A 21,677-nucleotide genomic window follows, 5' to 3' on the forward strand; every position below is an offset into this window, starting at 1 on the left:
CATTTGTTCGTATAATGAATTCTAAAGAGGATCACCCCGCATGGCAACCCACGCTCTGAAGACCGGTACGCCCAAGACGCCCAAGACGCCCGAGGCACCCGCCCCCGGCGACAGCTACGTGCAGTCGTTTGCGCGCGGCCTGCAGGTGATTCGCTCGTTCAGCGAAAGCGCCCCCCGGCAGACGTTGAGCGAGGTAGCGGCCGCGAGCGGGCTCACGCGGGCCGGCGCGCGGCGCATTCTGCTCACGCTGCAAACGTTGGGCTATGTGGTGACCGACGGCAAGCTCTTCACGCTCACGCCGCGCATCCTCGACCTGGGCTTTGCGTACCTCTCGTCGATGCCTATATGGAACCGCGCAGAGCCGGTGATGGAAGCGCTGGTGCAGCAAGTACAGGAGTCTTGCTCGGCCGCCGTGCTGGACGCGACCGACATCGTCTACGTGATGCGCGTGCCGACCAAGAAGATCATGCACATCAGCCTGGGCGTGGGCTCGCGGCTGCCGGCGTACTGCACCTCGCTAGGCAGGCTGCTGCTGGCCGACCTTGAAGACAACGAGGTGCGCGCGCGGCTCGAAGCCTCGAGCATCGAGCCGCTCACCAAGCACACGGTGACCGACATCGATGCGCTCATGGCCAAGGTGGCGCAGGCGCGCAGGCAACACTGGTGCCTGGTGAACCAGGAGCTCGAAGAAGGCTTGATCTCCGTGGCCGCACCCATCGTCAACAAGCAGGGCCGCATGGTCGCGGCACTCAACATCAGCGGCCAGGCCAACCGAACCAGCGCCAAGGTGATGCAGGAGACCATGCTCCCCGCGCTGATCGACGCCGCAAAGAAGGTCTCGCTACTGCTGTAGAGAAAAGCGCCCATTCCAAGGCACCCGCGGAACCGGCTTTGCCGGGCCGCCGGGTGCGCCCCCCAGTGGGGGGAGGCGCCGAAGGCGCTTCGGGGGGCGTCCTAAGTCTCTGACTGAATGCCCTTCATGATGATCACGCCGCCAAGGCGCGCCGTGTCGGAGCGCATGCGCTTGGCGAGCGCATCGGGCGTGCCCGGCTGCGCCTGCCAGCCGGTCTTCAGCAGTGCCTGGCTCACGTCGGGCGAGCTGGTCACTTCGACCAGCGCGGCATTCAGCTTGGCAACGGCCGCCGGTTTCATGCCTGCAGGCGCGGCCAGTGCGGTCCAGATCTCGAGGTCCGCGCCGCGCACGTCGGCATCGCGAATGGTCGGCAGCTCGTTGGCCAGCGGGCTGCGCTCGGGCGAGGTCACGCCAATGGCCTTGATCTTTCCGGACTTCACATGCGGCAACGCCAGGCCCGGCGGCAGCAACGCAAGCTGGATCTCGCCGGCCAGCAGGCCCGCGATGACTTGCGGGTTGCCGGTGTAGGGCTTGTGCTGCGCGGTGATGGCGGCGCGGCTCTTGATGAGCTCCATGCCCAAGTGGCCCACCGTGCCCACACCCGGCGTGCCGTACTTGCCGCTGCTGCTCAGATTGCGCGTCCACAGCAGCAGCTCGGCCGCGGTCTTGCCAGGCGCGTTGCCCGAAACCACGAGCACCAGCGGTGCAGTGCCGATGATGCCGACCGGCAGGAAGTCTTTCTCGGGGTCGAAGCTGAGCTTGGGGTTGAGCAGCTTCGCAATGGTGAGATTGCCGTTGATCAACGCGCCGATGGTGTGGTCGTCGGTGGCCTTCGCCACCTGATCGGCTACCAGATTGCCGCTTGCACCCGGCTTGTTCTCGACCGTGACCGGCTGCCGCAGGATCTTCGACAGCGGCTCGGCGATGGCGCGGGCCGCCAGATCGGGCGATGCACCGGCGGGAAAGCCCACAAGGATGCGAACAGGCTTGGTGGGCCACGCGTCGCCGCCGGCCGCGCCGGCTGCGGGGCGCTGCTGCGCCAGGGAACCCGGCGCAAAAAGCGACGCGGCAAATGCTGCTGCGCCGCTTGCCAGCAAGCGGCGTTTGGTGATCTTCAAGGTGGCTCCAGAGAGTGAAGGAACTGGGAGATTGCTGACAATCTGCTTACACAACGTTACATGATCGTGCTGCCTTGCGCAAGTCGATGCGTATTCATCGATGTGGCTATGCGATGGACTGTTGACAGCCGCAGCCTCTCTGCTCTCCAGCTAGTGCGATGAGCGGCAGAGTGGCTGTTGTGTCCGAAGGTTAACTGCCCACTTACAATTCCGGCCGCCCCTCCTTCTCCTCCCTTACAAGGTCTTGTCCGCAATGTCCAAGAGCCGCCTGCCGCGCACCCGTTTCAGCTTTTCCCCTGCCGTGCGCGCACTGCTCCTGGCGACCGCCTGCGGCATGGCACTGCCCGCGCTCGCCGCGGTCGAGCACGATGAAGTCGACCGGCTCATGCAGGCCGGCAAGCTCGACGAGGCCATGACCCGCGCGGACGCGTTCCTGAAGGACAAGCCGAAGGACCCGCAGATGCGCTTCCTCAAGGGCGTGATCCAGCTCGACACCGGCAAGCGCGCCGAAGCCATCGCTGCTTTCACGCAGCTCACGCAAGACGCGCCGGAATTGCCTGAGCCGTACAACAACCTTGCGGTGATCTACGCCAGCCAGAACCAGTTCGACAAGGCCCGCAGCGCACTCGAAAGCGCGATTCGCACCAACCCGAGCTATGCCACGGCGCAAGAAAATCTCGGCGACGTGTATGCACGGCTGGCCAGCCAGGCCTACAGCAAGGCATTGCAGCTCGACCAGAACAACACGGCGGTACAACCCAAGCTCGCGGTGATCCGCACCTTGTTCACTCCTGCGCCGGCCGGCAAGCCCACCGCAGCGGTGGCGGCGCCTGCTCCCGTGGTGAAGGCATCTGCGGCGCCGGCACCGGCACCGGCGCCTGCGGCTACGCCTGCACCCGCTCCGATCGCCAAGGCGGCGCCCCCCGCACCGGCGCCTGCGGTGGTTGCCAAGGCACCGGAAGCTTCCGCACCCTCCGCTTCGGCAACTACCGCTGCATCCGCGGCTTCACCGGCACCCGCCGCAGCCTCCCCCGCCGCAACAGCCGAGGTGGAATCCGCCGTGCGAGGATGGGCTTCTGCGTGGGCGGGCCAGGACATGGACCGTTATCTCGCTGCCTACGGGCCAGACTTCAACCCCGGCGGCGGGCAAAGCCGCAAGAGCTGGGAAGAAGAGCGCCGCGCACGCATCGTCGGCAAGTCGAGCATCAGCGTGAACATCGAGAACCTGGTGATCAACGTCAGCGGACAAGCCGCAACCGCCAAGTTCCGTCAGATCTATCGCGCCGACAACCTCAACATCTCGAGCCGCAAGACGCTGGAGCTGCAGCGCGCCGGCAACCAATGGCAAATTCGCAAGGAAAGCGTCGGCGGATAGTGGCAGGCATCGTCCGGCGCGGCCGGCCACAGAACCCTCCGCTGCAGCGCGGCGGAAACATGCTGGCCGTGCTCATGGCGGCATCGGCCTTGCTGCTGACGGCGCCCGGCGCGGCCAACGCGTCGGCGCAGGCCCCAGTCAGCACCGAGACCGGCAATGCCAAGCCCAAGGCGGCTGGCGCCGGGCGCACGGCAGCACATGGAGCCGGCAATGCAGCGAAAGCCGGCACCAGGAAAGCCTCCGCGGCGGCAACCAGAACAGCGGCGGCCAAGCCCTTGCGTAAATCGGCTGCATCTTCACCGGACGCCATCCAGCAAGCCACCGGCGCCGAAGCCCGCCTGATTGCGGTGTACGAGTTGTTCGGCCGCGGCAAGACTCGGCCCGCGCTCGCAAAGGCACGCGACCTGGTGCGCGACCATCCCAACTTCCAGCTTGCCCAGCTTGTCTATGCCGACCTGCTGGCAACGCAGGTGCCGCCCGCGCACGCCTTCTCCGACACCGGAATTGCGCGGCTGCGCAGCGATCCCGCCATGGCCGACCTGCGCGAGGAATCCCGTCGGCGCCTGCAGGCGTTGCTCGAACGGCCGCCGGCCGGCACCGTGCCCTCGCAGTTCCTGGCGCTGTCGATGCGCAGCCGCTATGCCATTGCGGTCGACGCCTCGCGATCGCGGCTCTACCTGCTCGAGAACTCCGACAAGGGACTGAAGCTCGTGGCCGACTATTACGTGTCAATCGGCAAGTCGGGCATCGACAAGGCCATGGAGGGCGATGCGCGTACGCCGCTCGGGGTGTACTACATCACCAGCAGCCTCGATCCGAAGTCGCTGCGCGACTTCTATGGCGCCGGCGCGCTTCCCATCAATTACCCCAACCCTTACGACGTGCGGCGCGGCAAGACCGGTGGCGGCATCTGGCTGCACGGCACCCCCTCGCAGCAGTTTGCACGGGCGCCGCTGGCTAGCGATGGTTGCGTCGTCATGGCCAACCCCGACCTGAAGCAATTGCTGCGCAAGGTGCAGATCGGAGCCACGCCGGTGGTCACGGCGCGCAGCCTGCAATGGGTCTCGCCGCCCCAGGCCGAAAAAGAAGCCCAGACGTTTACCCGCACCATTACAGCTTGGAAAGAAGCGCGGGCCAGCGGCAACGAAGCGCAACTGAAGAAATTCTATTTGCCGGAATTCCAGCGCAACAGCAATAAGAGATCCATCGAGGGATTTTCGGTTCTCCGCGACGAAGTGGAATACGCCCAAGGCAAGCGCGTCCAGCTCAAGGATGTCTCCTATCTGCATTGGCGCGACGGCGACGACACCATGGTCGCCACCTTTGGCGAGGTGTTCGAAGGCGAAAAAAGCGGGCGCACACGTCGCCAGTACTGGCTGCGACACGGCAGCGAGTGGAAACTTTTTTATGAAGAAGTACCAGGTTGAGTGCCTGCTCAAGACCGCCTCGCGACGGCATTGAGCCACCAGAAGTGTGATTTTTCTCTCGGATGTGATGAGAAATTTAACCGTTACATTCGACCTCGAACCTGCAGCGTTACGTAACAAGTAACCCATTTGTTCCCGTAACAAGAATCCTTCGTACGTTCCGCAAGGTCGTAACAAGCGACCCACGTTCATGGGATGCGGACACTCTTCCTCAGAGGGAAGAATCTGTCCCAGAAGGCATTTCTCACTCTGAAGCAGAGCTTTCCAAGAGCGCGGCGAGAAGCTGGCCGCTATCGTGCTTACGCCTTCTCCCTAGCACAGAAAAGACAGCCTCTCACGAGGCCATCCTCTTGATACATCGAGTTACGCTGATAACATTCGCCTTGCCAGTCGTTGTTAACAACTTTTAAAAGGGGTAAATCATGCTCAATTCAATTACTCGTTTTCTGCGTGACGAAGAAGGCGCCACCGCAATTGAATATGGAATTATTGCGGGATTGATTTCGGTTGTGATGATTACGGCAATTACCGGCCCAGGTGGAATCGGTGCCAGCCTAAAGACCATTTGGGCGGATATCAAATCCTCTATTTCAACCGCCGCCACGCCGCCCTCGTCTTGATTTGTGCAAAAGCAATGGCGTCAGCCTATTTGGTCTGGTTGCTCTTCATTGCCGCCTATGACTTCCGGCAACGCCGCGTTCCCAACTGGCTTGTGCTTGCAGGCGCCTTCCTGGCTCTTGCGGCGCTTGCAACGGGAATGGCTCCCATCGAGCAAGACTGGACGGCCGCCCTGCTCGGCGCAGCCACCGGCTTCGGCTTTCTGCTGCTTTTCTACGCACTCCGGGTCATGGGAGCCGGCGACGTGAAGTTCGCCGGAGCTCTCGGACTCTGGGTGGGCCTTTCCGCGCTGCCGCCCATATGGCTCGTCGGCAGCCTCCTTGCCGGTCTTCATGCCGCGCTTTGGCTCGCGCTTCAGCGCTGGCCCGTTTTGCCCCGGCTTTCGCTGGCGCTCTTCGGGCCGTCGTCATCGCCGGAGGGCCAGCCTGCGCCCACCCGGGTTCGATTTATTCCTTATGCGGCCTACCTCGCGCTGGCCGCCGCGGTGTGGATGGTTTGGGGTCGACAGGGTAGCTAGCCGCCCCGTCACCACGAGTTGTTCATCGATGACTCTCGAATGCCCCCTTCCTTGACCTGCCGCCCATGATCAATCTCACCAAAATCGTTGCCGCTGTCCTCGTGCTCCTGGCCCTCGCGCTCGGCGGCTACGCATGGCTGCTCAGCCGGCAGCCGCCACCGCCGGTCGCAGTCGCCCCTTCGGCCGCCGCCCCGGCCAAGACGGCCCAGGCGCAAACCTTCCGCGTGGTCGTGGCCTCCAAGCCGCTTCCTGCAGGCCGTGCGATACCGGCCGACGCGCTTCGCGTCGAACGCCTCACGATCAATCCCGCCGGCGCTTTCCAGGAGACGGCTCAGCTCGCGGGCCGGGTGCCCGTCATCGACCTGGGCGAGGGCACGCCGCTGGTCGAAGGCCAACTGGTTTCCGGACTGGCCCTGCGCGTCGGCGAAGGCGAACGCGCGGTCGCCATCAAGGCCGACGAGGTCATGGGCGTGGGCCACAAGGTACGGCCCGGCGACTTCGTCGATGTCTTCCTCATGCTCAAGTCCGACGGCAAGGACATCGATCGCAGCCAGGCGCGCCTGCTCCTGTCGCGCAAGCGCGTGCTGGCCTACGGCGGCGCCTCCGTCGACGGCATGCCCTCCGGAATGGACAAGAACGGCGCGGCCCAGCAGCAGGCCCAGCGCGCCGAGGCAGCCCGCACCGCCGTACTCGCGGTGCCCGTGGACGACATCAACCGGCTGACGCTCGCCGAGAACAGCGGCCGCCTGCTTCTGGCGCTGCGCAACCCGACCGACATGTCGGAACCCGACCCGAAGCTTTTTGCCGAACTGCCCACGGCGCTGCAGCCGGTGGCGCAAAAAGCCGGCGAATCCCGCAGGGCCCCGCTCGAAGGCCTGGACCGCGCCCAGGCCGGCATGACCGCCGTCGACTTCGTGACAGGCGGGAAGCCGGGCAACTCGCGAGTGCCCGCCGTTGCCGCCGCAGCCCCGGCAAACTCCCCGGCCCGCACGGGCGGCTCCCGCGGCGGACTGCAGGTCGAGGTCATCCGCGGCGACCGCAGCGAAACCATCAACTACTGATCAGCAACCAGTGGCCCGCACGTGCAGGCCACCCACGAAACGAACACCATGACGATCGCCCCTTGCGCGAAAACAACCGGCACGGCGCGCTCCATGCGCCCGACCCTTGCGGTGCTGTGCCTGCTGGCCTCGGGAGTCTGGCCGGTGGCGTCCGCAACGGCGGTCGACGCAGAGGCGGCGCCTGCGCGCGTGGCGCTTCAACTGCGCCTCGATGCGGGCACGCAAAAGGAGCTGCTGATCGGGAAGGGCATCGAGCGCATGGCCATTGCGGACGAAACCGTGGCGGGCGTTGCGCTCACCCGCCAATCGCCCAACTCGCCGGCGGCGCGCCTCATCGTCACCGGCAAGGCGGCCGGCCGCACCACGCTCATGGTCTGGGAAAAGGGCCAGGCCAACGCCATCGTCTACGCACTCGAAGTACGGCGCCGCACCTCCACGCTCAATGGCTCGCTCAACAGCATGGAGGCACACCAGGAGGCGCGCGATGCAGCCATGTCGGCTGGCGGAGAAAAGTCGGCGCTGATCGATCGCTCCGTGGTCAATGTGCGCAGCAGCACGGTGCAGGTCGAGGTCAAGATCGTCGAGTTCAACCGCAGCGTGCTCAAGCAGGCGGGCCTCAACATCTTCAGCACGCGCGCCAACTCCAACGGCTTCAGCTTCGGCGTGTTCACGCCGTCGTCGCTGCGTTCGGCTTCGTTCGCCCCCGACGGTTCGCTCAGCGGCGAACACAACAACCCGCTCGCGCAGGCATTCAGCCTGCTCTTCAATTTCGGCAAGGCCGGCATCGGCCTGAACGTGGGTTTTCTCGAAGGCAACGGCATGGCCCGCGTGCTCGCCGAACCCACGCTGGTGGCGCTCTCGGGCCAGAGCGCGAGCTTCCTGGCGGGCGGCGAACTGCCCGTGCCGGCGCCCCAGGGCCTGGGCACCACGAGCATCGAATACAAACCCTTCGGCATCGGCCTCACCCTCACGCCCACGGTGCTGTCGAACGACCGCATCGTGCTCAAGGTGGCGCCGGAGGCCAGCGACCTGGATTACACCAACTCGCTCAGCATCGGCGGCGTGGCCGTACCCGCCATCAGCACACGGCGCGCCGACACCACGGTGGAACTCGGCGACGGCGAGAGCTTCATCATCGGCGGCCTCGTGAGCCGCACCACCACGTCGAATGCCGACAAGGTCCCGCTGCTCGGCGACATCCCGGTACTCGGCACCTTCTTCAAGCAGAACAAGTACCAGATGAGCGAGAAGGAACTGGTGATCCTCGTCACGCCGCACCTGGTGAAGCCGATTGCGCGCGGCACCGATCTCGCCCCGTACCTCCCCGGCGGCGCCGAGCAGCGCGACGGACCCGTATGGCGCGCTCATCTTCTAGGGCCCGCTTCGGGCACCACTGTTCCGGGCTTCTCACGTTGACTGAAACAAACCCCACAGATCGGGTGGCAGACGCCATGAACGCTCCCCGCGACAGCCTTCCGGACATCGGTGCGGAGACCTACCTCTTCGCATCGCCCAACAGCGGCCACATCAACTGGCTGACCGATGCACTCGCCCGGCTGGGCACGGTGGTGAACCTTCCCGCCGAAGCCAAGTCGCTGGACGAGCGCATGGCCATGCTCGGCCCCGCCGCGGTGTTTCTCGATTTTTCGGGCGACCATGCCGCGGCGGCAAGCGAGCTTCACCAGCGCCTCAAGCGCGAATGGCCGACGCTGCCGGTGCTGGCCACGGGCGTCTCGGCGGAGCCCGCTTCGATGCTGGCCGCGCTGCGCGCCGGCGTGGACGACTTCGTCGACATGGCCGCGCCGCCGACGGACGCGGTCAACACGCTGCGCAGGCTGCTCGAGCGCCAGAACAGCCTGCCGGGCCGCACGCGCGGACGCACGCTGGCCCTGCTGGGCGCCCGCGCCGGCATCGGCGTGACCACGCTTGCGGCCAGCCTGTCGCTCGTGCTCAAGGACCAGCTGTGCCAGGCCGGCGCCCTGCCCCAGGGCGGCCGCAACACGCGCGGCGGCGTCGCGCTGCTCGACCTCGGGCTTCCGGCGCGAGACGGGCTCCTTTACCTCGACACGCAAAGCGGCTTCAGCTTCGTCGACGGCGTGCGCAACCTGCGCCGCCTCGACCAGACCCTGCTGCACACGGCGCTGGCCCATCACGCAAGCGGTGTGGCCGTGCTGCCGCTGCCTGCGAGCCTTGCGCAGGTGCGCGAGATCTCGCATGCGGATTCGGTGGCGTTGATCAAGCGGCTCGGCGACTTCTTCGATTTCCAGATCGCCGACCTCGGGGGCTTTTCGACACTGGACTTCGTCGCACAGACGGTGAAGGCGGCGCCGCGCAGTTGGGTGGTGTGCGACCAGAGCATCGGCGCCATCGTTTCCACGGCGACCATGCTCAAGGAACTGCGCACGCGCGGCGTGGAGACCCAGCAGCTGTCGCTCGTGGTCAACAAGTTCGACAGCCACGTGGGCCTGTCTGCCAAGGACGTTGCCGAGCGGCTCGAACTGCCGCTGCACCACGTGGTGCCGGCGCGCAGCACGCAACTGCTGGCGGCGGCAAGCCGCGGCGAAATGCTGGTGCGCACGGCGCGCGGCGACGCCTATTCGCAAGCGGTGGCCGAGCTCGCGCGCGGCCTGCACCAGGAATTCGTGTCCGGCACAGGCCAGCCGCCGGCCAAGGAATCCCGCTGGGCCGCGCGACTGCCGCGAGTTCCGCGACTTGCCGGCTTCTGGAAAAGCTCTAGTGAAGGTTGAACCGCCCTTATGTCCAACGATCTCGAATTCGCCGACGACGACCAGGCGTTCATCAACTCCCAGCAGTTCCAGGACATCAAGAGCTGGACGCATGACCATCTGCTGAGCCGCATCGAAGAGCTCGGCGCGGAGTTCGGCCGCTGGTCGCGCGCCTCGATCCAGCAGTTCGTCGAACTGGAGGTCGACAGCTTCGTGCGGCTGCGCCGGGTGCCGATCAACGACCGCGAGATGCAGCTCATCTCCGATGCGCTGACCAAGGAGCTTGCGGGCTTCGGCCCGCTGGAAGACCTGCTCAACGATTCGGCCGTCGAGGACATCCTGATCAACGGCTACCAGAACGTGTACGTGTCGCGCCACGGCATGCTCGAGCGCGAGACGGTGCGCTTTGCCGATGCGGAGCACGTGATGCGCATCGTGCGTCGCATTCTCGCGCCGCTCGGCCGGCGGCTGGACGAATCCAACCCGATGGTCGACGCGCGCCTGCCCGACGGCGGCCGCATCAACGTGATCATCGAGCCGCTGGCGATCGACGGGCTCTCGGTTTCCATTCGCAAGTTCCGCAAGGAGCCGCTCACGCCGGCCGACATGGTGAAGCTCGGCACCTTCGACGCCGGCATGGCGCAACTTCTGGAGATTGCGGTTCGCGCGCGCTGCAACATTCTTGTGAGCGGCGGCACCAGTTCGGGCAAGACCTCGCTGCTCAATGCGCTGGCCACCTTCATTCCGCCGCGCGAGCGCGTCATCACCATCGAAGACACCGCGGAGCTTTCGCTCGGCACCAGCCACGTGGTGCGCCTCGAAAGCCGCCCGGGCGGATTCGACGGCACCGGCGTGGTGTCCATCCGCGACCTGCTGCGCAACAGCCTGCGCATGCGGCCCGACCGCATCATCGTGGGCGAGGTGCGCGGCGCCGAAGTGATCGAGATGATGCAGGCGATGAACACGGGCCACGAAGGCTCGATGGGAACCATTCACGCCAGCTCGCCGCGCGAATGCCTGTACCGCCTTGAAATGCTCGCGGGCTTTGCGGGCTACCAGGGCAGCGAAGTGAGCCTGCGCCGGCAGATTGCCAATGCCATCGATTTCATCGTGCAGATCGGCCGCCTTTCGAACGGGCAGCGCCGCATCCTCTCGCTGAGCGAAGTCACGGGCGTCAACGACAACGTGGTGGCCATGCAGGAGCTCTACCGCTACGAGCCGATCACGTCGCCCGACGGCGAGGAGCGCGACCGCTGGATATCGCTGGGCATTGCGCCGCATTCACCCAAGATCACGCGCTTCAGGCAGTCGCTGACACGCGCGCAGCAGGGAGACAACAGCCGTGCGTGAAATGCTGCTCGCCGTGGCCTGCCTTGCGCTGCTGTTCGCAGCCGCGGGGCTGCTGCTGTGGCAATGGGCCAAGGGCCGCCAGGCACGTCAGGCCGCGGCGCGGCACCTGAACCAGCAGATCCAGGCCAGTACGGTTGCGGGCACACCGGTGCCGATGCCCATCCCGCTGCGCGACCCGGCCAATGACAACCTCATGGCGGGCGTCACCTCGGACCCATGGCTCAACGCAGACGCAGGCACCCCGGCCGCCGCGCCCGCAGGGTTGCTCGAAAAGGCCCTGCCCGAATGGCTGATAGGCGTGATCGCCCCCCGCATGGCCGCATTGGGGTTGGCCGTCATCGTGACGGTGGCCGCGCTCGCGGGCCTGCTTGCCGGCTGGGTGTCGGGCCTGAGCGCGCTCGCGCTGCTGGTTCTTCTGGCAGCGTTCGCCGTCTGGCTGCGGCTGCAGAAGTTCCGCCGCAAGCTCGTGAGCCAGTTGCCCGGGTACATCGACGCGATGGTGCGGCTGATCACCATCGGCAACTCCACGCAGGCGGCTTTCCAGCTTGCGATTGCCACCACCGAGGCGCCGCTGCGCGGCCAGCTGGAGCGCTCGGCATCGCTGGTGCGCGCGGGCATGGACCTGGATCGCGCCCTGCACCAGACGGCCAGCAATGTGCGCATCGAAGAAATGTTCCTGCTGGCGTCCATCCTCGGCCTGGGCGTGCGCTACGGCGGGCGCTCCGACCTGCTGCTGGAGCGCGTGGGCAACTTCATGCGCGATCGCGAGCAAGCCGAGCATGAGCTGCTCGCCCTGTCGTCCGAAACCCGGCTTTCCGCCTGGATTCTCGGGTTGCTGCCTGTGAGCGTGGGCGCGTTCTTCATCCTCACCAATCCCGCCTACTTCATGGGGATGTGGAACGACGGGACCGGCCGCATCATGGTCCTTTCCGCGGCAGGCTTTCAGCTGTTCGGTGCGGCACTCCTTTACCGGCTGGCGAAACTCACATGACCTTCACCACCAACCAGCTGGCGATCATCAGCCTGGCGCTGCTGGCCCTGGGCCTCATGGCCGGTGCCGGCGCGCTGATTGCGGCCGAGCTGCGCCGCGCGCGCAGCGGCAAGGTCATCGGCCGCGCCATCCGGCAGGTCACCACGGCGCCGGGCGGATCCGCGGTGTCCGTCGATGCGGCCGACGTGTTCAACGCCTCGGCAAAGCCCGACATCGAGCTGCCGTTCCACTGGCTCGATTCGCGGATCGGCCGCGCACTCGTGGCCAACGAGGACCGCAACCTCATCGATCAATGCGGCTTTTCCCCGAAGCGGGCCCAGCTGGTCTTCCTGGTGACCCGCATCTTCTTCACGTGCCTTCTTCCGTTTGCCGTCTACGTGCTGTGGAGCGCGGGCCGGCCGCAGCGCACCGTCACCATCGTGCTGGCGGTCGCGTTCGTCATCGGCTTCATGGCACCCAAGTGGGTGCTCGGCCGCATTGCCGCCAAGCGCCGCGAGCGGGTGAACCAGGAGCTGCCGCTGTTCATCGACCTGCTTCGCCTGCTGCAAGGCGTGGGGCTGAGCCTGGACCAGAGCCTGCAGATCATGGCCAGCGACTTCTCGCATGTGCTGCGCGTGCTCGGCTACGAGCTGACCTTTGCCAACAACCAGTACAGCCGCGGCCGCAGCCGCGAGCATTCGCTGCAGCGCCTTGCAACCTTGCACAAGAACGAGAATCTCCGCGGGCTCGTGTCCTTGCTGGTGCAGGTCGACAAGCACGGCGGCGCCGTGCAGGAGCCGCTGCGCGTCTTCAGCGACCGCTTGCGCGAACACCGGCGTTCCGAAATGAAGGAACGCATCGGAAAGATCACCGTGAAGATGACCGCGGTGATGGTGACCACACTGCTGCCGGCGCTGGTCATCGTCACTGCGGGACCGGCCTTTCTGGCCATCTTCCGTTCACTGGGAGCCGCCGCCAAATGAAGCCACTCGACCTTTGCGCAAGCGCGCGTCCTGCTTGCCGCTTGCTGGCCATCGCCTGCGCGGCGGCTGCGGCGTTTGCCCTCACCGGCTGCGCCGGCCCCAAGGACCAGTATGCCGCCAGCGCCGATGCGCAGCAGCGCATGGCCGCCGAAGCGGCCGCGGACACCAAGGCCGGTGCGGCCGTGGACACGCAGGCCACCTATCTCAAGCTCGTCGAGCAGATGCAGAAGGAAGACCTGTGGTTTGCATCGCTCGCGCACATCGACGCCCTGGAACAGCGCTGGGGCGTGTCGCCTGAATCCACGCGCACGCGCGCCGAAGCGCTGCGCCACACCGGACAGGCCGCGGCCGCCGAAGCCGCCTACAAGCGCCTGCTGGCCACACCGCTGGCAAGCGCGGGCTACCGCGGCCTCGGCCTGCTGGCGGGCATACGCGGCAACTATGCCGAGGCGGTCCAGCTGCTTGCGCAAGCGCAGCGCCGCACCCCGACCGACGCACTGCTGCTGAGCGATCTCGGCTACGCGCACCTGGGCGCGGGCCAGATCGAGGAAGCGCGGCTGCCGCTGATGCAGGCCCTGCAGTTGCGCCCCGACAGCACCCAAGCGCAAGCCAATCTCGCGCTCTATCTCGAAGTGACCAACCAGCCCGAGCGCGCGGCAGCGCTGATGGATGCCCACCGCATGCCCCAGCCGACACGCGCGGCCGTGCGCGAAGCGGCACTGCAGATGCGCGCATCGGGCAGGCTGCCCGCGCCCGTTGTTGCTGCCGCAGCGGCGGGAACTCGCGCCGAACCTGTTGTGGCGCCCCTTGCGCTCAAGGCGTCCCGATGGACCGGCGCGGGCGGCATGAGAACCGCGCGCCAGACCCACCCTTCGGCCTCCGCGCCTGAAGCGCCGCTTTCACTGAACTCGACCTCGCGAGGTACACCATGAACCACCAGCTTGCCGAACGGATCGCGTTGACGGCCGCACTCTTCTTCATGGCGACCACCGCCAGCGCGCAGGCCGTGCCGCCGGCATCGCAGTCCGCGGAGGCGCAGAGAGTGCAGGAGGCGCGGGAGGTCGAAGCCGAGACCGAAGAGTTCGAATCGCCGCCATCGCTGCTCTTGGGCGATGCGACGCAGAGCCTGCTCGCCTGGCAACGCAGCGGAGAAATCGCGTCGCGCACACCCCGGCCTATTGCCGGCAGCGTGGCCAGCCGCAGCTATGAGCGCTACATCAAGAGCTTCGAGCATCCGATCCCCGAGCACCTCGGCTCCACGGTGTCCAAGTCGAAGGGCGGCGGTGGCGCCTCCTCTTCCGCAGGCCGATAGGCAAAACGCCGACCCTCGCCGCGCAAAGAGAACCACGATGGAAACACGCAACCACGCAAAGCCCGGACGCGCCCAGCACGGCGTGTACGCGATCGAATTTGCGTTCGTGTTCCTGATCATCTTTGCGCTGCTGTACGCGGTGATTTGCTATGGCTTCTTGTTGACGATGCGCATGAGCCTGCAGAACGCGGCGGAAGACGGCGCCCGTGCGGGGCTCCGTTATCAGAGCAGCCTCGAAGCCAGAAAAACCAAGGCCAACGACATTGCCGTGGAGCGCAGCGACTGGCTGCCCGCGGGCCTGAAAGCGAACCGGAATGTCGAGGCAAGAATTTGCCTGGCTGGAACGGACGACTGCTCGCAGGCGGCGCCCCCTTGCGGCCCGGAATGGAACAACCGGTGCCAGATGGTCGTGACCGTTGCTGTCAGCGGGATCGATACGTTGTTTCCCGCGTTCCCGAGTTTTGCGGTCCCTGCCCGGATTGCGGGCCAGGCCAGCATGCTGCTCGACGGGAGGTCGTTGTGAAGCCCGGCCGGCTCAAGCTCGAACGGGCCATGGCTCGCCGCCAGCGAGGCGTTGCCGCCATCGAGTTTGCGCTCGTCTTCGGTGTTCTGTTCCTCGGCATCTATGGCCTCGTGACGTTCTGCGGCGTTCTGTACGTCCAGCAGGTCATCTCTCGCGCGGCCGAGGATGGCGCGAGAGCGGCTCAGTCTTTCCGCAGCGACACGCCGGCCGCAGAACTGCAGGCGAATGTTCGGACGGCGGTGTACCGGTCGCTGGCACTCTCCATGATCACTCCATCCTCGAAGGGCGCCGCACCTTCGTCAAAAGAAGAATGGCTCCGGGACAAGATGGCGGGCACCCCTCCCGAAGTGACTGTTTCGTCGGGAGAAATCGCGGTGAAAGTGACCTACCCTTACCGCGCCAATCCGCTGCTGCCGGCAGTTCCGCTCACCGGAAGCTGGATGCCCGAGCACCTGCTTGGCAAGGCCACGGCAGCCAGGTCCTCGTCATAGGCAGATGCGAACGATGCGCGCATTCAATCGAAGAACAGCACGGCGGCAACGCGGGTCGGTGGTCATCACTTCGGTCATCGCGTTGAGCCTTATGGTCATCGTGCTTGTCGGCGTTGAGCTGGGCTACATGTTCTTTCTGAAACGCGAGCTTCAGAAGACGGCCGATCTTGCGGCGCTCTCGGGCGCGCAGGCCCTCCTGCCCGCCAACTGCGGCAACGCAACGGCTGCCGCGGTGGCAAATGCCGCGCAGAACATGCCAGGGCTGCTGACGCCGATGGCTGCGGCGGAACTCGAATGCGGCCACTGGGATCCGGCGCTGCGCCCCGCGCCCCTTCATTTCGGTACACCCGACGCAGGCCAGATATTCAATGCCGTCCGCGTCACGCTTACCAGGACCGCACCGCTTCTGCTAGCGAACCTTCCTGGCAACCAATCTTTCGCGATCAGCGTCGAGGCGTTGGCGGCCAAGCGGGCACCCTGGGCGGCCCTGAACATCAGAAGCACCCTCGCCACAGTGGACAGCACCCGATCAGCTTTGCTCAACGCGGTTCTTGGCGGTCTGTTGGGCGGCAGCCTCGAACTCGACGCCGTCGGGTGGAACGGCTTGGTGAATACAAACCTCAAGCTGCTCGCATATCTCGATCAACTGGCAATCGACCTGGGCATAGAGGCGGGCAAGTACGATCAAGTTCTAGGCACCGACGTTTCAGCGGGAACGCTGATCCAAGCCATGATCACCGTCTTGCAGCGCGACGGCGGCATGGCGCAGGCAGCGGTCGATGCGCTCAGCCTGATCAAGTTGGCGGCCGATGCGTCCGGTGCGCAACCAGTGCTGAAGCTGAGCGAGTTGCTGGGCGTGCAGCCCGGCACAAATGCGGCCGGGCTGGATCTCGACCTGCAGCTTTTTCAGCTGGTAGAAGGGGTGATCCAGGTCGCCAATGGCAAGAACGCGTTGGTGGCCGCCGTGCCTCTGGCCGTTCCCGGCGTGCTGAACGTTACGACCAACCTCAGGGTCGTCGAACCCGCGCAGCTCTCCGCGGTTGGCAATCCGGCACTGGCGAAGCTGGCCCCTGACGGTCCCGACCGCATCTATGTTCGTACGGCACAGATACGCGCGTTGATTTCGATCGAACTGCCGGCGCTCAACGACATGGCCAACGTGTTCAATTCAGTGACAAGCCTGGTCTCCCCCGTCACGGATCTCTTGAATCGCATGCTGAGTCTCGATCTCAGCGTCATTGGTGATGTGCTCAGATGCACGATCGTCTGCACCGAGAACACCACCGATATCGACATTCTTCCCCCGCCGATGCGGCTCGATATCAACCTTGACGCGGGTGGTGGCGAGTCACGGGTAACCGATTTCAACTGCGCGGCCGACGGCAAGCAGCTGGTCACTCAAACCACCACAGCGGCGGCAAACCTGCGCATCGGAAAAATGGGTGACACGGCGGCATTGGCCAGGAGCAATGCCTTTGCGTCGAATGCACCGCCCGCCGCGACGCCCGTGCCGATCATCGACATCGGGTCTCTCCAGTGCACCCGGGTGCTGCTCGGATTGATCCCCGTGCTTTGCGACGAAGCGCATCGCAAGGCCTTCTATGGCGGCGGCCTCGAGATCAAGGCAAATACGCCCCTTGCTTCCATCTCTGTGCCGCAAACCTTCCAGGATCCCCCCGAGTTGAGCCAACCGCCCGCATATCTCGCGATTTCCACGGAGAGCATCGTCGAGAGCCTGCGCAATACGCTCAACGGTCTCAATCTCTTCAGCGTCATCCCTCCAATCGGCAGCGCATCCGATGGGCTGCTGGAAATCGTCAGTGCGTTGAACGGCGTGCTGCGCGGCCTTCTCGATGTACTGCAACAAGCAGTATCCACCGTATTGGCACCGCTGCTCGACCCTCTTGTCGGCACATTGCTGAGCGACGCACTTGGTATCAACCTCGCCCAGACAGAAGTAGGGGCAAGGTTGAGCTGCTCCCAGGGAGCCGAACTTGTTTACTGATATGCGTACCTTTTCGACATGAGCTCCCCCCCCAACTTCGACGAACTCGACCTCTTTGTCTGGGAAGGCAAGGCCGACATCCTCGACCGTATTGCGCGGTGCATGGCGAGCTTCGACGTGGAGGTGATTCGCGCCGACGGCATGCCGGCGCCGCAGCAGGAGCGCGGCACTGCCCTTCGGCCGTCGGTTGCCATCATCAGCGTCACGGTCATCGACGGCGGCGGCCTGGCGCATGCGACCGAGCTGCTGCAGGGCATGCCGGTGATCTGGGTGGCAGCGGCCTCGCGCGAGCGCGATTCGCGCACTTATCCGCCGGAGTACCTGCACGTTTTGCCGTATGACTTCACCTGCGCCGAACTGCGCACGATGGTGGCAAAGCTGGTGCGGCAGCTGCGGGCGCGCGATGTGGCGCCGCAGGCGCCCGATGTGCTGGTGGCGCATTCAGACGCGATGAAATCGCTGCTTGCCGAAGTGTCCGCCTTTGCCGACTGCAACCACAGCGTGCTGGTGCGCGGCGAAACGGGCGTGGGCAAGGAGCGCATTGCGCAGCAGTTGCACCTGGGACACCAGCACTACAGCAAGGGCGCTTTCGTGGCGGTGAACTGCGGCGCCATTCCCGACGGTCTGTTCGAGTCGCTTTTCTTCGGCCATACCAAGGGCTCGTTCACTGGCGCGGTGCATGCGCATCGCGGCTATTTCGAGCAGGCGACGGGCGGCACGCTGTTTCTCGACGAGATCGGCGACCTGCCCAAGTACCAGCAAGTCAAGCTGCTGCGCGTGCTCGAAGACAACGCGGTCACGCGGCTGGGTGCCACGGCGCCGGTCCGGGTCGACTTTCGGCTGGTGGCCGCCACCAACCGCAACCTGCGCGAGATGGTGGCCAATGGCGAGTTCCGCGCCGACCTGTTCTACCGGCTTGCGGTGATCGAGCTGCATGTGCCCAGCCTCGAAGAGCGCGGCGAGATCGACAAGATCGCGATCTTCAAGGCACTGCTGGCCAACGTGCTGGGCGACGAGCTCGAGGCATTGGGTGAAACGCCGCACTGGCTGAGCGACGCGGTGGCGGAAACGTACTTTCCCGGCAATGTGCGGCAGCTGCGCAACCTGGCCGAACGGGTGGGCGTGATTGCACGGCAGCTGCATGCATGGGACCAGAACCTGATCCAGCGCGCCATTGCGCTCACGCGCGGCACGCCGACGCCCACGCCGGGCTCGTCCGAAAGAAACGGACACAACGGCAGCGCCAACGGCGTGGCGCTCGACAGCAACGGCGACCGCAAGGGATGGAACGGCAGCGAGCGCAATCGCATCATCGCGGCGCTCGAAATCAACGACTGGAAGCGCCAGGACACCGCACAGCATCTGGGCATCAGCCGCAAGGTGCTGTGGGAAAAGATGCGCAAGTACCAAATTTTGGACGGAGAGCCGGGCATCCCCGAGGACGCCTGAGCCCCTCGCCGCTGGTCAGCGCTCCGCCAGGCGGGCGGTCCGTCGCAGCGGCGGGTTCGCCGCAGCCGCGGTGGCGCCGCGATCGACAACAGGTTCGCTGGCGCAGCTCGCGTTGCTCGAAATGCACAACGCGGTGAGCAGGCCGTCCTCGCTCAGGGCCGGCCGGCTCGGCGGGCCGAAGATGCGGTCGATCCACGCGTTGCTGGCTTCGGGATCGATGCGCAGCTCGCCGGTGGTGCGCGCCAGGCGCAGCTCCGAAATGCGCAGGTCGAAGACGGCGTCGACATAGTCGAACAGCAGGTTGTAGTAGTCGAGCTGCGCGTCGAGCACGGCGGGCAAAGTCTCGCGGCCGAACTCCATCAGGCGGCGCCGGCCGCGAAAGGCCTGGCCCGATGTGCTGACCGCTTCCATCAGCTGGCGCTCGCGCTCTCGGCCCGACACAGTGCGCGCCCATGAGGCCGATGTGAGCTCCAGCAGATTGAGCTTCACGCCTTCAAGCTTGGCTTCCTGGTTGGCAACCTCGGCCAGCGCGGACTTCAGGCGCAACTGGCGATCGAAGCCATTGCCGAAGTTCCAGTTCAGCTCGAAGGCCGCGCGCGTCGGGTCTTGCGGCGACACGCCGCGCGGGTCCTTGCTTTTCACGAACACCGCGTCCACGGTCGGGTAGATGCTGGCCTCCTGCTGATCGACGAGCGCCTGGGCCCGTGCGACGCGGCCCTTGGCTTCGGCAATTTCGGTGCTGCGCTCCTCGGCGCGGCGCAGGGCTTCTTCATGCGAAGCGATGCGCCAGAACGTGGGCGCCGCGAGCACAGGCAGCGAATCGGTATTGGGCGTGAACTTGAAGTACGTGTTGAACTTGGCCACCGCCTCATCACGCTGCGCCTGAAAGTCGGATTCGCGCGCGGCCACGCTGGCGCGGCGCGCGGCCGCCATGTTCAGGTCGTTCTCGCCCGCGGCGCCGAGCGCAACACGCCGGGCCTCGGCCTTCGACAGCTCGGCCACCACCTCGGTGGACTTTCGTGCGATCTGCTTCTTCAGGTCGAAGCGCTGCACCTGCAGGTAGGCGGTCAGCGCATCGAGCACCACCTTCTGCGACGTGGTCACCACCGCCTCGTCGTCGGCCTGGTTGCCGGCTTCGGCCGCGCGCACCGCGGCGCTCATGGCGCCGCCGTCGATCAGGCTCACGCGCGCCTCGGCGGTCAGCACGGTGTAGTTCTCGGTCTTGGCGTTGGCCGCACCGCTGTTGTAGTTGCCCGAGGCGGTGCCCATCTTGAAGCGCGGAAAGCGCGCCTTCTTTGCAGCGTCCACGCTGAAGCTGCTGGTGTTGGCGGCCGCCTGCGCGGTCTGCACTTCCGGGTATTCCTGCGAGAGCGCGACCAGCGCCTGCTTCACGCGCTGCGCATAGCTTGCGGCACCGATCGACGGAGGAGAAAGGCGGCGCGCCGGCACAAGCTGCGCGGGCGGCTCCTGCGCGATGGCGGCGCCCGGCGGCAGCGCAAAGCTCGCGCACAGCGCTGCACAGAGAACGCCGCGGCCCATGCGGCGCGGGCCTGCCGATCTGCTGCCCCTCATGGTTCGCGAAATGCTTCGCGCCGCAGCTTGAGCACGGGACGAAGGATGTACCAGATGAACGGATCGGTTCCCACTTTCAGGTCGACCTCGGACTCCATGCCGGCGGTGACGCGGTTGTCCTGGTGGCCTACATAGGCCTGCCCGGTGCTCACCAGGATGCGGTAGTAAGGCGCCGCGTTGGCAACGGCCGGATCGCGGTCTGCATCGGCGGCCACCAGCGTGACCTTGCCATCGATGGCGCCGTAGCGCAGGTAGTCGTAGGCGGTGATCTTCACGCGCGCCGCCTGTCCCACTTCGACAAAGCCGCGGTCGTTGGGGTTCAGCCGCGCCTCGATCATGACCTCGTCCTTGTCGGGCACCACTTCCATGATGGCTTCGCCTGGCTTGATGACCCAGCCCGGGCTGGCGCTGCGCAGCCCCTTCACGATGCCGTCGGCCGGCGCCTTGACGATGGTGCGGGAGCGTTGGGTGCGCGCGCGCGCAAGGTCTTCGCTCAGGCTTGCGAACTGGCGCTCCACCGTGGCCAGCTCGTCGGAGGCGCGGCGTCGGAACCTCCCTTCGGCCTCGGCCATCTTGGCCTGTGCCTCGGCAATGGCCGCACTGGCAGAAATGGCGCCCTGGCGTGCCACCGCGAGTTCGCTTCGCACGCCTTCTACCAGCCTGCGCTTTTCGAGCACCTCGACCTGCCCGACCAGTTTTTCAGCCAGCAGCTGCTCCGAAATTTCGAGCTCCATTTGCATCAGCGCCAGCCGGTCGTTCAGGCCCTTGACCTTGGCCTGCTGCTCGAGCTCCTTGCTGCGCGCCTGTTCGAGCCCCGACACCGCACCGGCCATCACGCCGCGCTGCTCGAGCGCGCGTGCTTCATACGCGCCGGTTTCGCCGTCGAGCACGCTCTCGTCGATGTCCGCCGCAAAACTCTCGCGCTTGAGCGGCTTGCCGCGGCTCTCGGCAAACAGACGGATGCGAGTGGCTTGCGTGGCCGCGTGGCGCGCGGTCAGCTCCTCGAAGTTGAGGCCGCTGCCGCCCAGGTCGATCTCGACCAGCGACTGGCCCTGCTTCACGCGGTCGCCTTCCTTCACCAGCACGTTGCTGACGATGCCGCCTTCCAGATGCTGGATCGATTTGACGCGGTCCGACGGAATCACGCGGCCGGGCGCCACCACCACCGTTTCCATCGGAAAGCCCAGGCCGACGACGGCCAGCACGGCCACCACGCCGCCGATGACCCACTGGCGGCGCTTTCCCTCCGGTGATGCGTGCGCTGTGCGCTTCTGCTCTTCATCCTGGAGTATCTGCGGCAGATCTGATTTCAAGTCGCGGTCCCTAT

The 21,677-nt window shown here is 65.9% G+C and carries 20 protein-coding genes; 17 read left to right on the plus strand and 3 right to left on the minus strand.

The features are described 5' to 3' along the window. Positions 1 to 40 precede the first annotated feature (40 nt). Entirely contained in the window at positions 41 to 853 is an 813-nt protein-coding gene (locus tag EJI00_RS09025; protein WP_126747115.1) for an IclR family transcriptional regulator C-terminal domain-containing protein, read from the plus strand. A gap of 101 nt (positions 854 to 954) precedes the next feature. On the opposite strand, the gene EJI00_RS09030 is transcribed toward EJI00_RS09025, so the two are convergent. Beyond that, positions 955 to 1,971 carry a Bug family tripartite tricarboxylate transporter substrate binding protein gene (locus EJI00_RS09030; protein WP_126747116.1) on the minus strand — a complete coding sequence of 339 codons (1,017 nt, stop codon included), beginning with the start codon at positions 1,969 to 1,971 and terminating at the stop codon, positions 955 to 957. A 253-nt stretch (positions 1,972 to 2,224) separates the two neighbouring features. On the opposite strand from EJI00_RS09030, the gene EJI00_RS09035 reads away from it, so the two are divergent. The 16 genes from EJI00_RS09035 (at position 2,225) to EJI00_RS09110 (ending at position 18,778) form a co-directional block, all read left to right on the plus strand. Then, positions 2,225 to 3,346 carry a nuclear transport factor 2 family protein gene (locus EJI00_RS09035; RefSeq protein ID WP_126747117.1) on the plus strand — a complete coding sequence of 374 codons (1,122 nt, stop codon included), beginning with the start codon at positions 2,225 to 2,227 and terminating at the stop codon, positions 3,344 to 3,346. Continuing rightward, positions 3,313 to 4,773 carry a murein L,D-transpeptidase family protein gene (locus tag EJI00_RS09040; RefSeq protein WP_126747118.1) on the plus strand — a complete coding sequence of 487 codons (1,461 nt, stop codon included), beginning with the start codon at positions 3,313 to 3,315 and terminating at the stop codon, positions 4,771 to 4,773. Before EJI00_RS09035 ends, EJI00_RS09040 begins: the two co-directional genes overlap by 34 nt. Positions 4,774 to 5,195: 422 nt before the next feature. Beyond that, positions 5,196 to 5,393 carry a Flp family type IVb pilin gene (locus tag EJI00_RS09045; RefSeq protein ID WP_126747119.1) on the plus strand — a complete coding sequence of 66 codons (198 nt, stop codon included), beginning with the start codon at positions 5,196 to 5,198 and terminating at the stop codon, positions 5,391 to 5,393. Further along, entirely contained in the window at positions 5,339 to 5,908 is a 570-nt protein-coding gene (locus tag EJI00_RS09050) for an A24 family peptidase (protein ID WP_312846480.1), read from the plus strand. The genes EJI00_RS09045 and EJI00_RS09050 overlap by 55 nt, the downstream gene beginning before the upstream one ends. 65 nt (positions 5,909 to 5,973) lie before the next feature. Then, positions 5,974 to 6,969, plus strand: coding sequence for a Flp pilus assembly protein CpaB (gene cpaB, locus EJI00_RS09055; RefSeq protein ID WP_126747121.1), 996 nt, complete (start codon positions 5,974 to 5,976; stop codon positions 6,967 to 6,969). 48 nt (positions 6,970 to 7,017) lie between these two features. Then, positions 7,018 to 8,385 carry a type II and III secretion system protein family protein gene (locus EJI00_RS09060; RefSeq protein WP_260590588.1) on the plus strand — a complete coding sequence of 456 codons (1,368 nt, stop codon included), beginning with the start codon at positions 7,018 to 7,020 and terminating at the stop codon, positions 8,383 to 8,385. Positions 8,386 to 8,420: 35 nt separating this feature from the next. After that, positions 8,421 to 9,716 (plus strand): CpaE family protein, encoded by a 1,296-nt coding sequence (locus tag EJI00_RS09065; RefSeq protein WP_126747122.1) that lies wholly within the window; start codon positions 8,421 to 8,423, stop codon positions 9,714 to 9,716. Positions 9,717 to 9,725: 9 nt separating this feature from the next. Next, entirely contained in the window at positions 9,726 to 11,045 is a 1,320-nt protein-coding gene (locus EJI00_RS09070) for a CpaF family protein (protein WP_126747123.1), read from the plus strand. 1 nt (position 11,046) lies between these two features. Next, on the plus strand, positions 11,047 to 12,036 hold the full coding sequence (locus EJI00_RS09075) for a type II secretion system F family protein (protein WP_260590604.1): 990 nt from the start codon (positions 11,047 to 11,049) through the stop codon (positions 12,034 to 12,036). Then, on the plus strand, positions 12,033 to 12,998 hold the full coding sequence (locus tag EJI00_RS09080; protein ID WP_126747125.1) for a type II secretion system F family protein: 966 nt from the start codon (positions 12,033 to 12,035) through the stop codon (positions 12,996 to 12,998). Before EJI00_RS09075 ends, EJI00_RS09080 begins: the two co-directional genes overlap by 4 nt. Beyond that, the gene (locus EJI00_RS09085; RefSeq protein WP_185868094.1) at positions 12,995 to 13,930 is read left to right on the plus strand and encodes a hypothetical protein; all 936 of its coding nucleotides are present in this window, start codon (positions 12,995 to 12,997) and stop codon (positions 13,928 to 13,930) included. The genes EJI00_RS09080 and EJI00_RS09085 overlap by 4 nt, the downstream gene beginning before the upstream one ends. Beyond that, the gene (locus tag EJI00_RS09090) at positions 13,927 to 14,310 is read left to right on the plus strand and encodes a DUF3613 domain-containing protein (protein WP_221885033.1); all 384 of its coding nucleotides are present in this window, start codon (positions 13,927 to 13,929) and stop codon (positions 14,308 to 14,310) included. Before EJI00_RS09085 ends, EJI00_RS09090 begins: the two co-directional genes overlap by 4 nt. 37 nt (positions 14,311 to 14,347) lie before the next feature. After that, positions 14,348 to 14,833 (plus strand): TadE/TadG family type IV pilus assembly protein, encoded by a 486-nt coding sequence (locus tag EJI00_RS09095; protein WP_126747126.1) that lies wholly within the window; start codon positions 14,348 to 14,350, stop codon positions 14,831 to 14,833. Next, complete coding sequence (locus EJI00_RS09100) at positions 14,830 to 15,324, plus strand: TadE/TadG family type IV pilus assembly protein (RefSeq protein ID WP_260590593.1); 495 nt, start codon at positions 14,830 to 14,832, stop codon at positions 15,322 to 15,324. Before EJI00_RS09095 ends, EJI00_RS09100 begins: the two co-directional genes overlap by 4 nt. Before the next feature lie 13 nt (positions 15,325 to 15,337). Beyond that, positions 15,338 to 17,329, plus strand: coding sequence for a TadG family pilus assembly protein (locus EJI00_RS09105; RefSeq protein ID WP_185868095.1), 1,992 nt, complete (start codon positions 15,338 to 15,340; stop codon positions 17,327 to 17,329). Between the two features lie 18 nt (positions 17,330 to 17,347). Further along, positions 17,348 to 18,778 (plus strand): sigma 54-interacting transcriptional regulator, encoded by a 1,431-nt coding sequence (locus EJI00_RS09110; protein WP_126747128.1) that lies wholly within the window; start codon positions 17,348 to 17,350, stop codon positions 18,776 to 18,778. A 15-nt stretch (positions 18,779 to 18,793) separates the two neighbouring features. Here the strand turns inward: EJI00_RS09110 and EJI00_RS09115 are convergent, their stop codons facing one another. Together EJI00_RS09115 and EJI00_RS09120 are read right to left on the minus strand one after the other, a co-directional pair. Further along, positions 18,794 to 20,350, minus strand: coding sequence for a TolC family protein (locus EJI00_RS09115; protein WP_126747129.1), 1,557 nt, complete (start codon positions 20,348 to 20,350; stop codon positions 18,794 to 18,796). Continuing rightward, positions 20,347 to 21,663 (minus strand): HlyD family type I secretion periplasmic adaptor subunit, encoded by a 1,317-nt coding sequence (locus tag EJI00_RS09120; protein ID WP_126747130.1) that lies wholly within the window; start codon positions 21,661 to 21,663, stop codon positions 20,347 to 20,349. The genes EJI00_RS09115 and EJI00_RS09120 overlap by 4 nt, the downstream gene beginning before the upstream one ends. Between the last annotated feature and the right edge of the window lie 14 nt (positions 21,664 to 21,677).

The sequence above is a fragment of the Variovorax sp. DXTD-1 genome (assembly GCF_003984625.1).
In the GTDB taxonomy this organism is placed as follows: domain Bacteria; phylum Pseudomonadota; class Gammaproteobacteria; order Burkholderiales; family Burkholderiaceae_C; genus Variovorax.

Coding starts and splice junctions, on each gene's coding strand:
- EJI00_RS09080 (WP_126747125.1), top strand. CDS start 12,033: ATGACCTTCACCACCAACCAGCTGGCGATCATCAGCCTGGCGCTGCTG.
- EJI00_RS09095 (WP_126747126.1), top strand. CDS start 14,348: ATGGAAACACGCAACCACGCAAAGCCCGGACGCGCCCAGCACGGCGTG.
- EJI00_RS09040 (WP_126747118.1), top strand. CDS start 3,313: ATGGCAAATTCGCAAGGAAAGCGTCGGCGGATAGTGGCAGGCATCGTC.
- EJI00_RS09115 (WP_126747129.1), bottom strand. CDS start 20,350: ATGAGGGGCAGCAGATCGGCAGGCCCGCGCCGCATGGGCCGCGGCGTT.
- EJI00_RS09110 (WP_126747128.1), top strand. CDS start 17,348: ATGAGCTCCCCCCCCAACTTCGACGAACTCGACCTCTTTGTCTGGGAA.
- EJI00_RS09045 (WP_126747119.1), top strand. CDS start 5,196: ATGCTCAATTCAATTACTCGTTTTCTGCGTGACGAAGAAGGCGCCACC.
- cpaB (WP_126747121.1), top strand. CDS start 5,974: ATGATCAATCTCACCAAAATCGTTGCCGCTGTCCTCGTGCTCCTGGCC.
- EJI00_RS09075 (WP_260590604.1), top strand. CDS start 11,047: ATGCTGCTCGCCGTGGCCTGCCTTGCGCTGCTGTTCGCAGCCGCGGGG.
- EJI00_RS09065 (WP_126747122.1), top strand. CDS start 8,421: ATGAACGCTCCCCGCGACAGCCTTCCGGACATCGGTGCGGAGACCTAC.
- EJI00_RS09025 (WP_126747115.1), top strand. CDS start 41: ATGGCAACCCACGCTCTGAAGACCGGTACGCCCAAGACGCCCAAGACG.
- EJI00_RS09090 (WP_221885033.1), top strand. CDS start 13,927: ATGAACCACCAGCTTGCCGAACGGATCGCGTTGACGGCCGCACTCTTC.
- EJI00_RS09105 (WP_185868095.1), top strand. CDS start 15,338: ATGCGCGCATTCAATCGAAGAACAGCACGGCGGCAACGCGGGTCGGTG.
- EJI00_RS09085 (WP_185868094.1), top strand. CDS start 12,995: ATGAAGCCACTCGACCTTTGCGCAAGCGCGCGTCCTGCTTGCCGCTTG.
- EJI00_RS09070 (WP_126747123.1), top strand. CDS start 9,726: ATGTCCAACGATCTCGAATTCGCCGACGACGACCAGGCGTTCATCAAC.
- EJI00_RS09035 (WP_126747117.1), top strand. CDS start 2,225: ATGTCCAAGAGCCGCCTGCCGCGCACCCGTTTCAGCTTTTCCCCTGCC.
- EJI00_RS09060 (WP_260590588.1), top strand. CDS start 7,018: ATGACGATCGCCCCTTGCGCGAAAACAACCGGCACGGCGCGCTCCATG.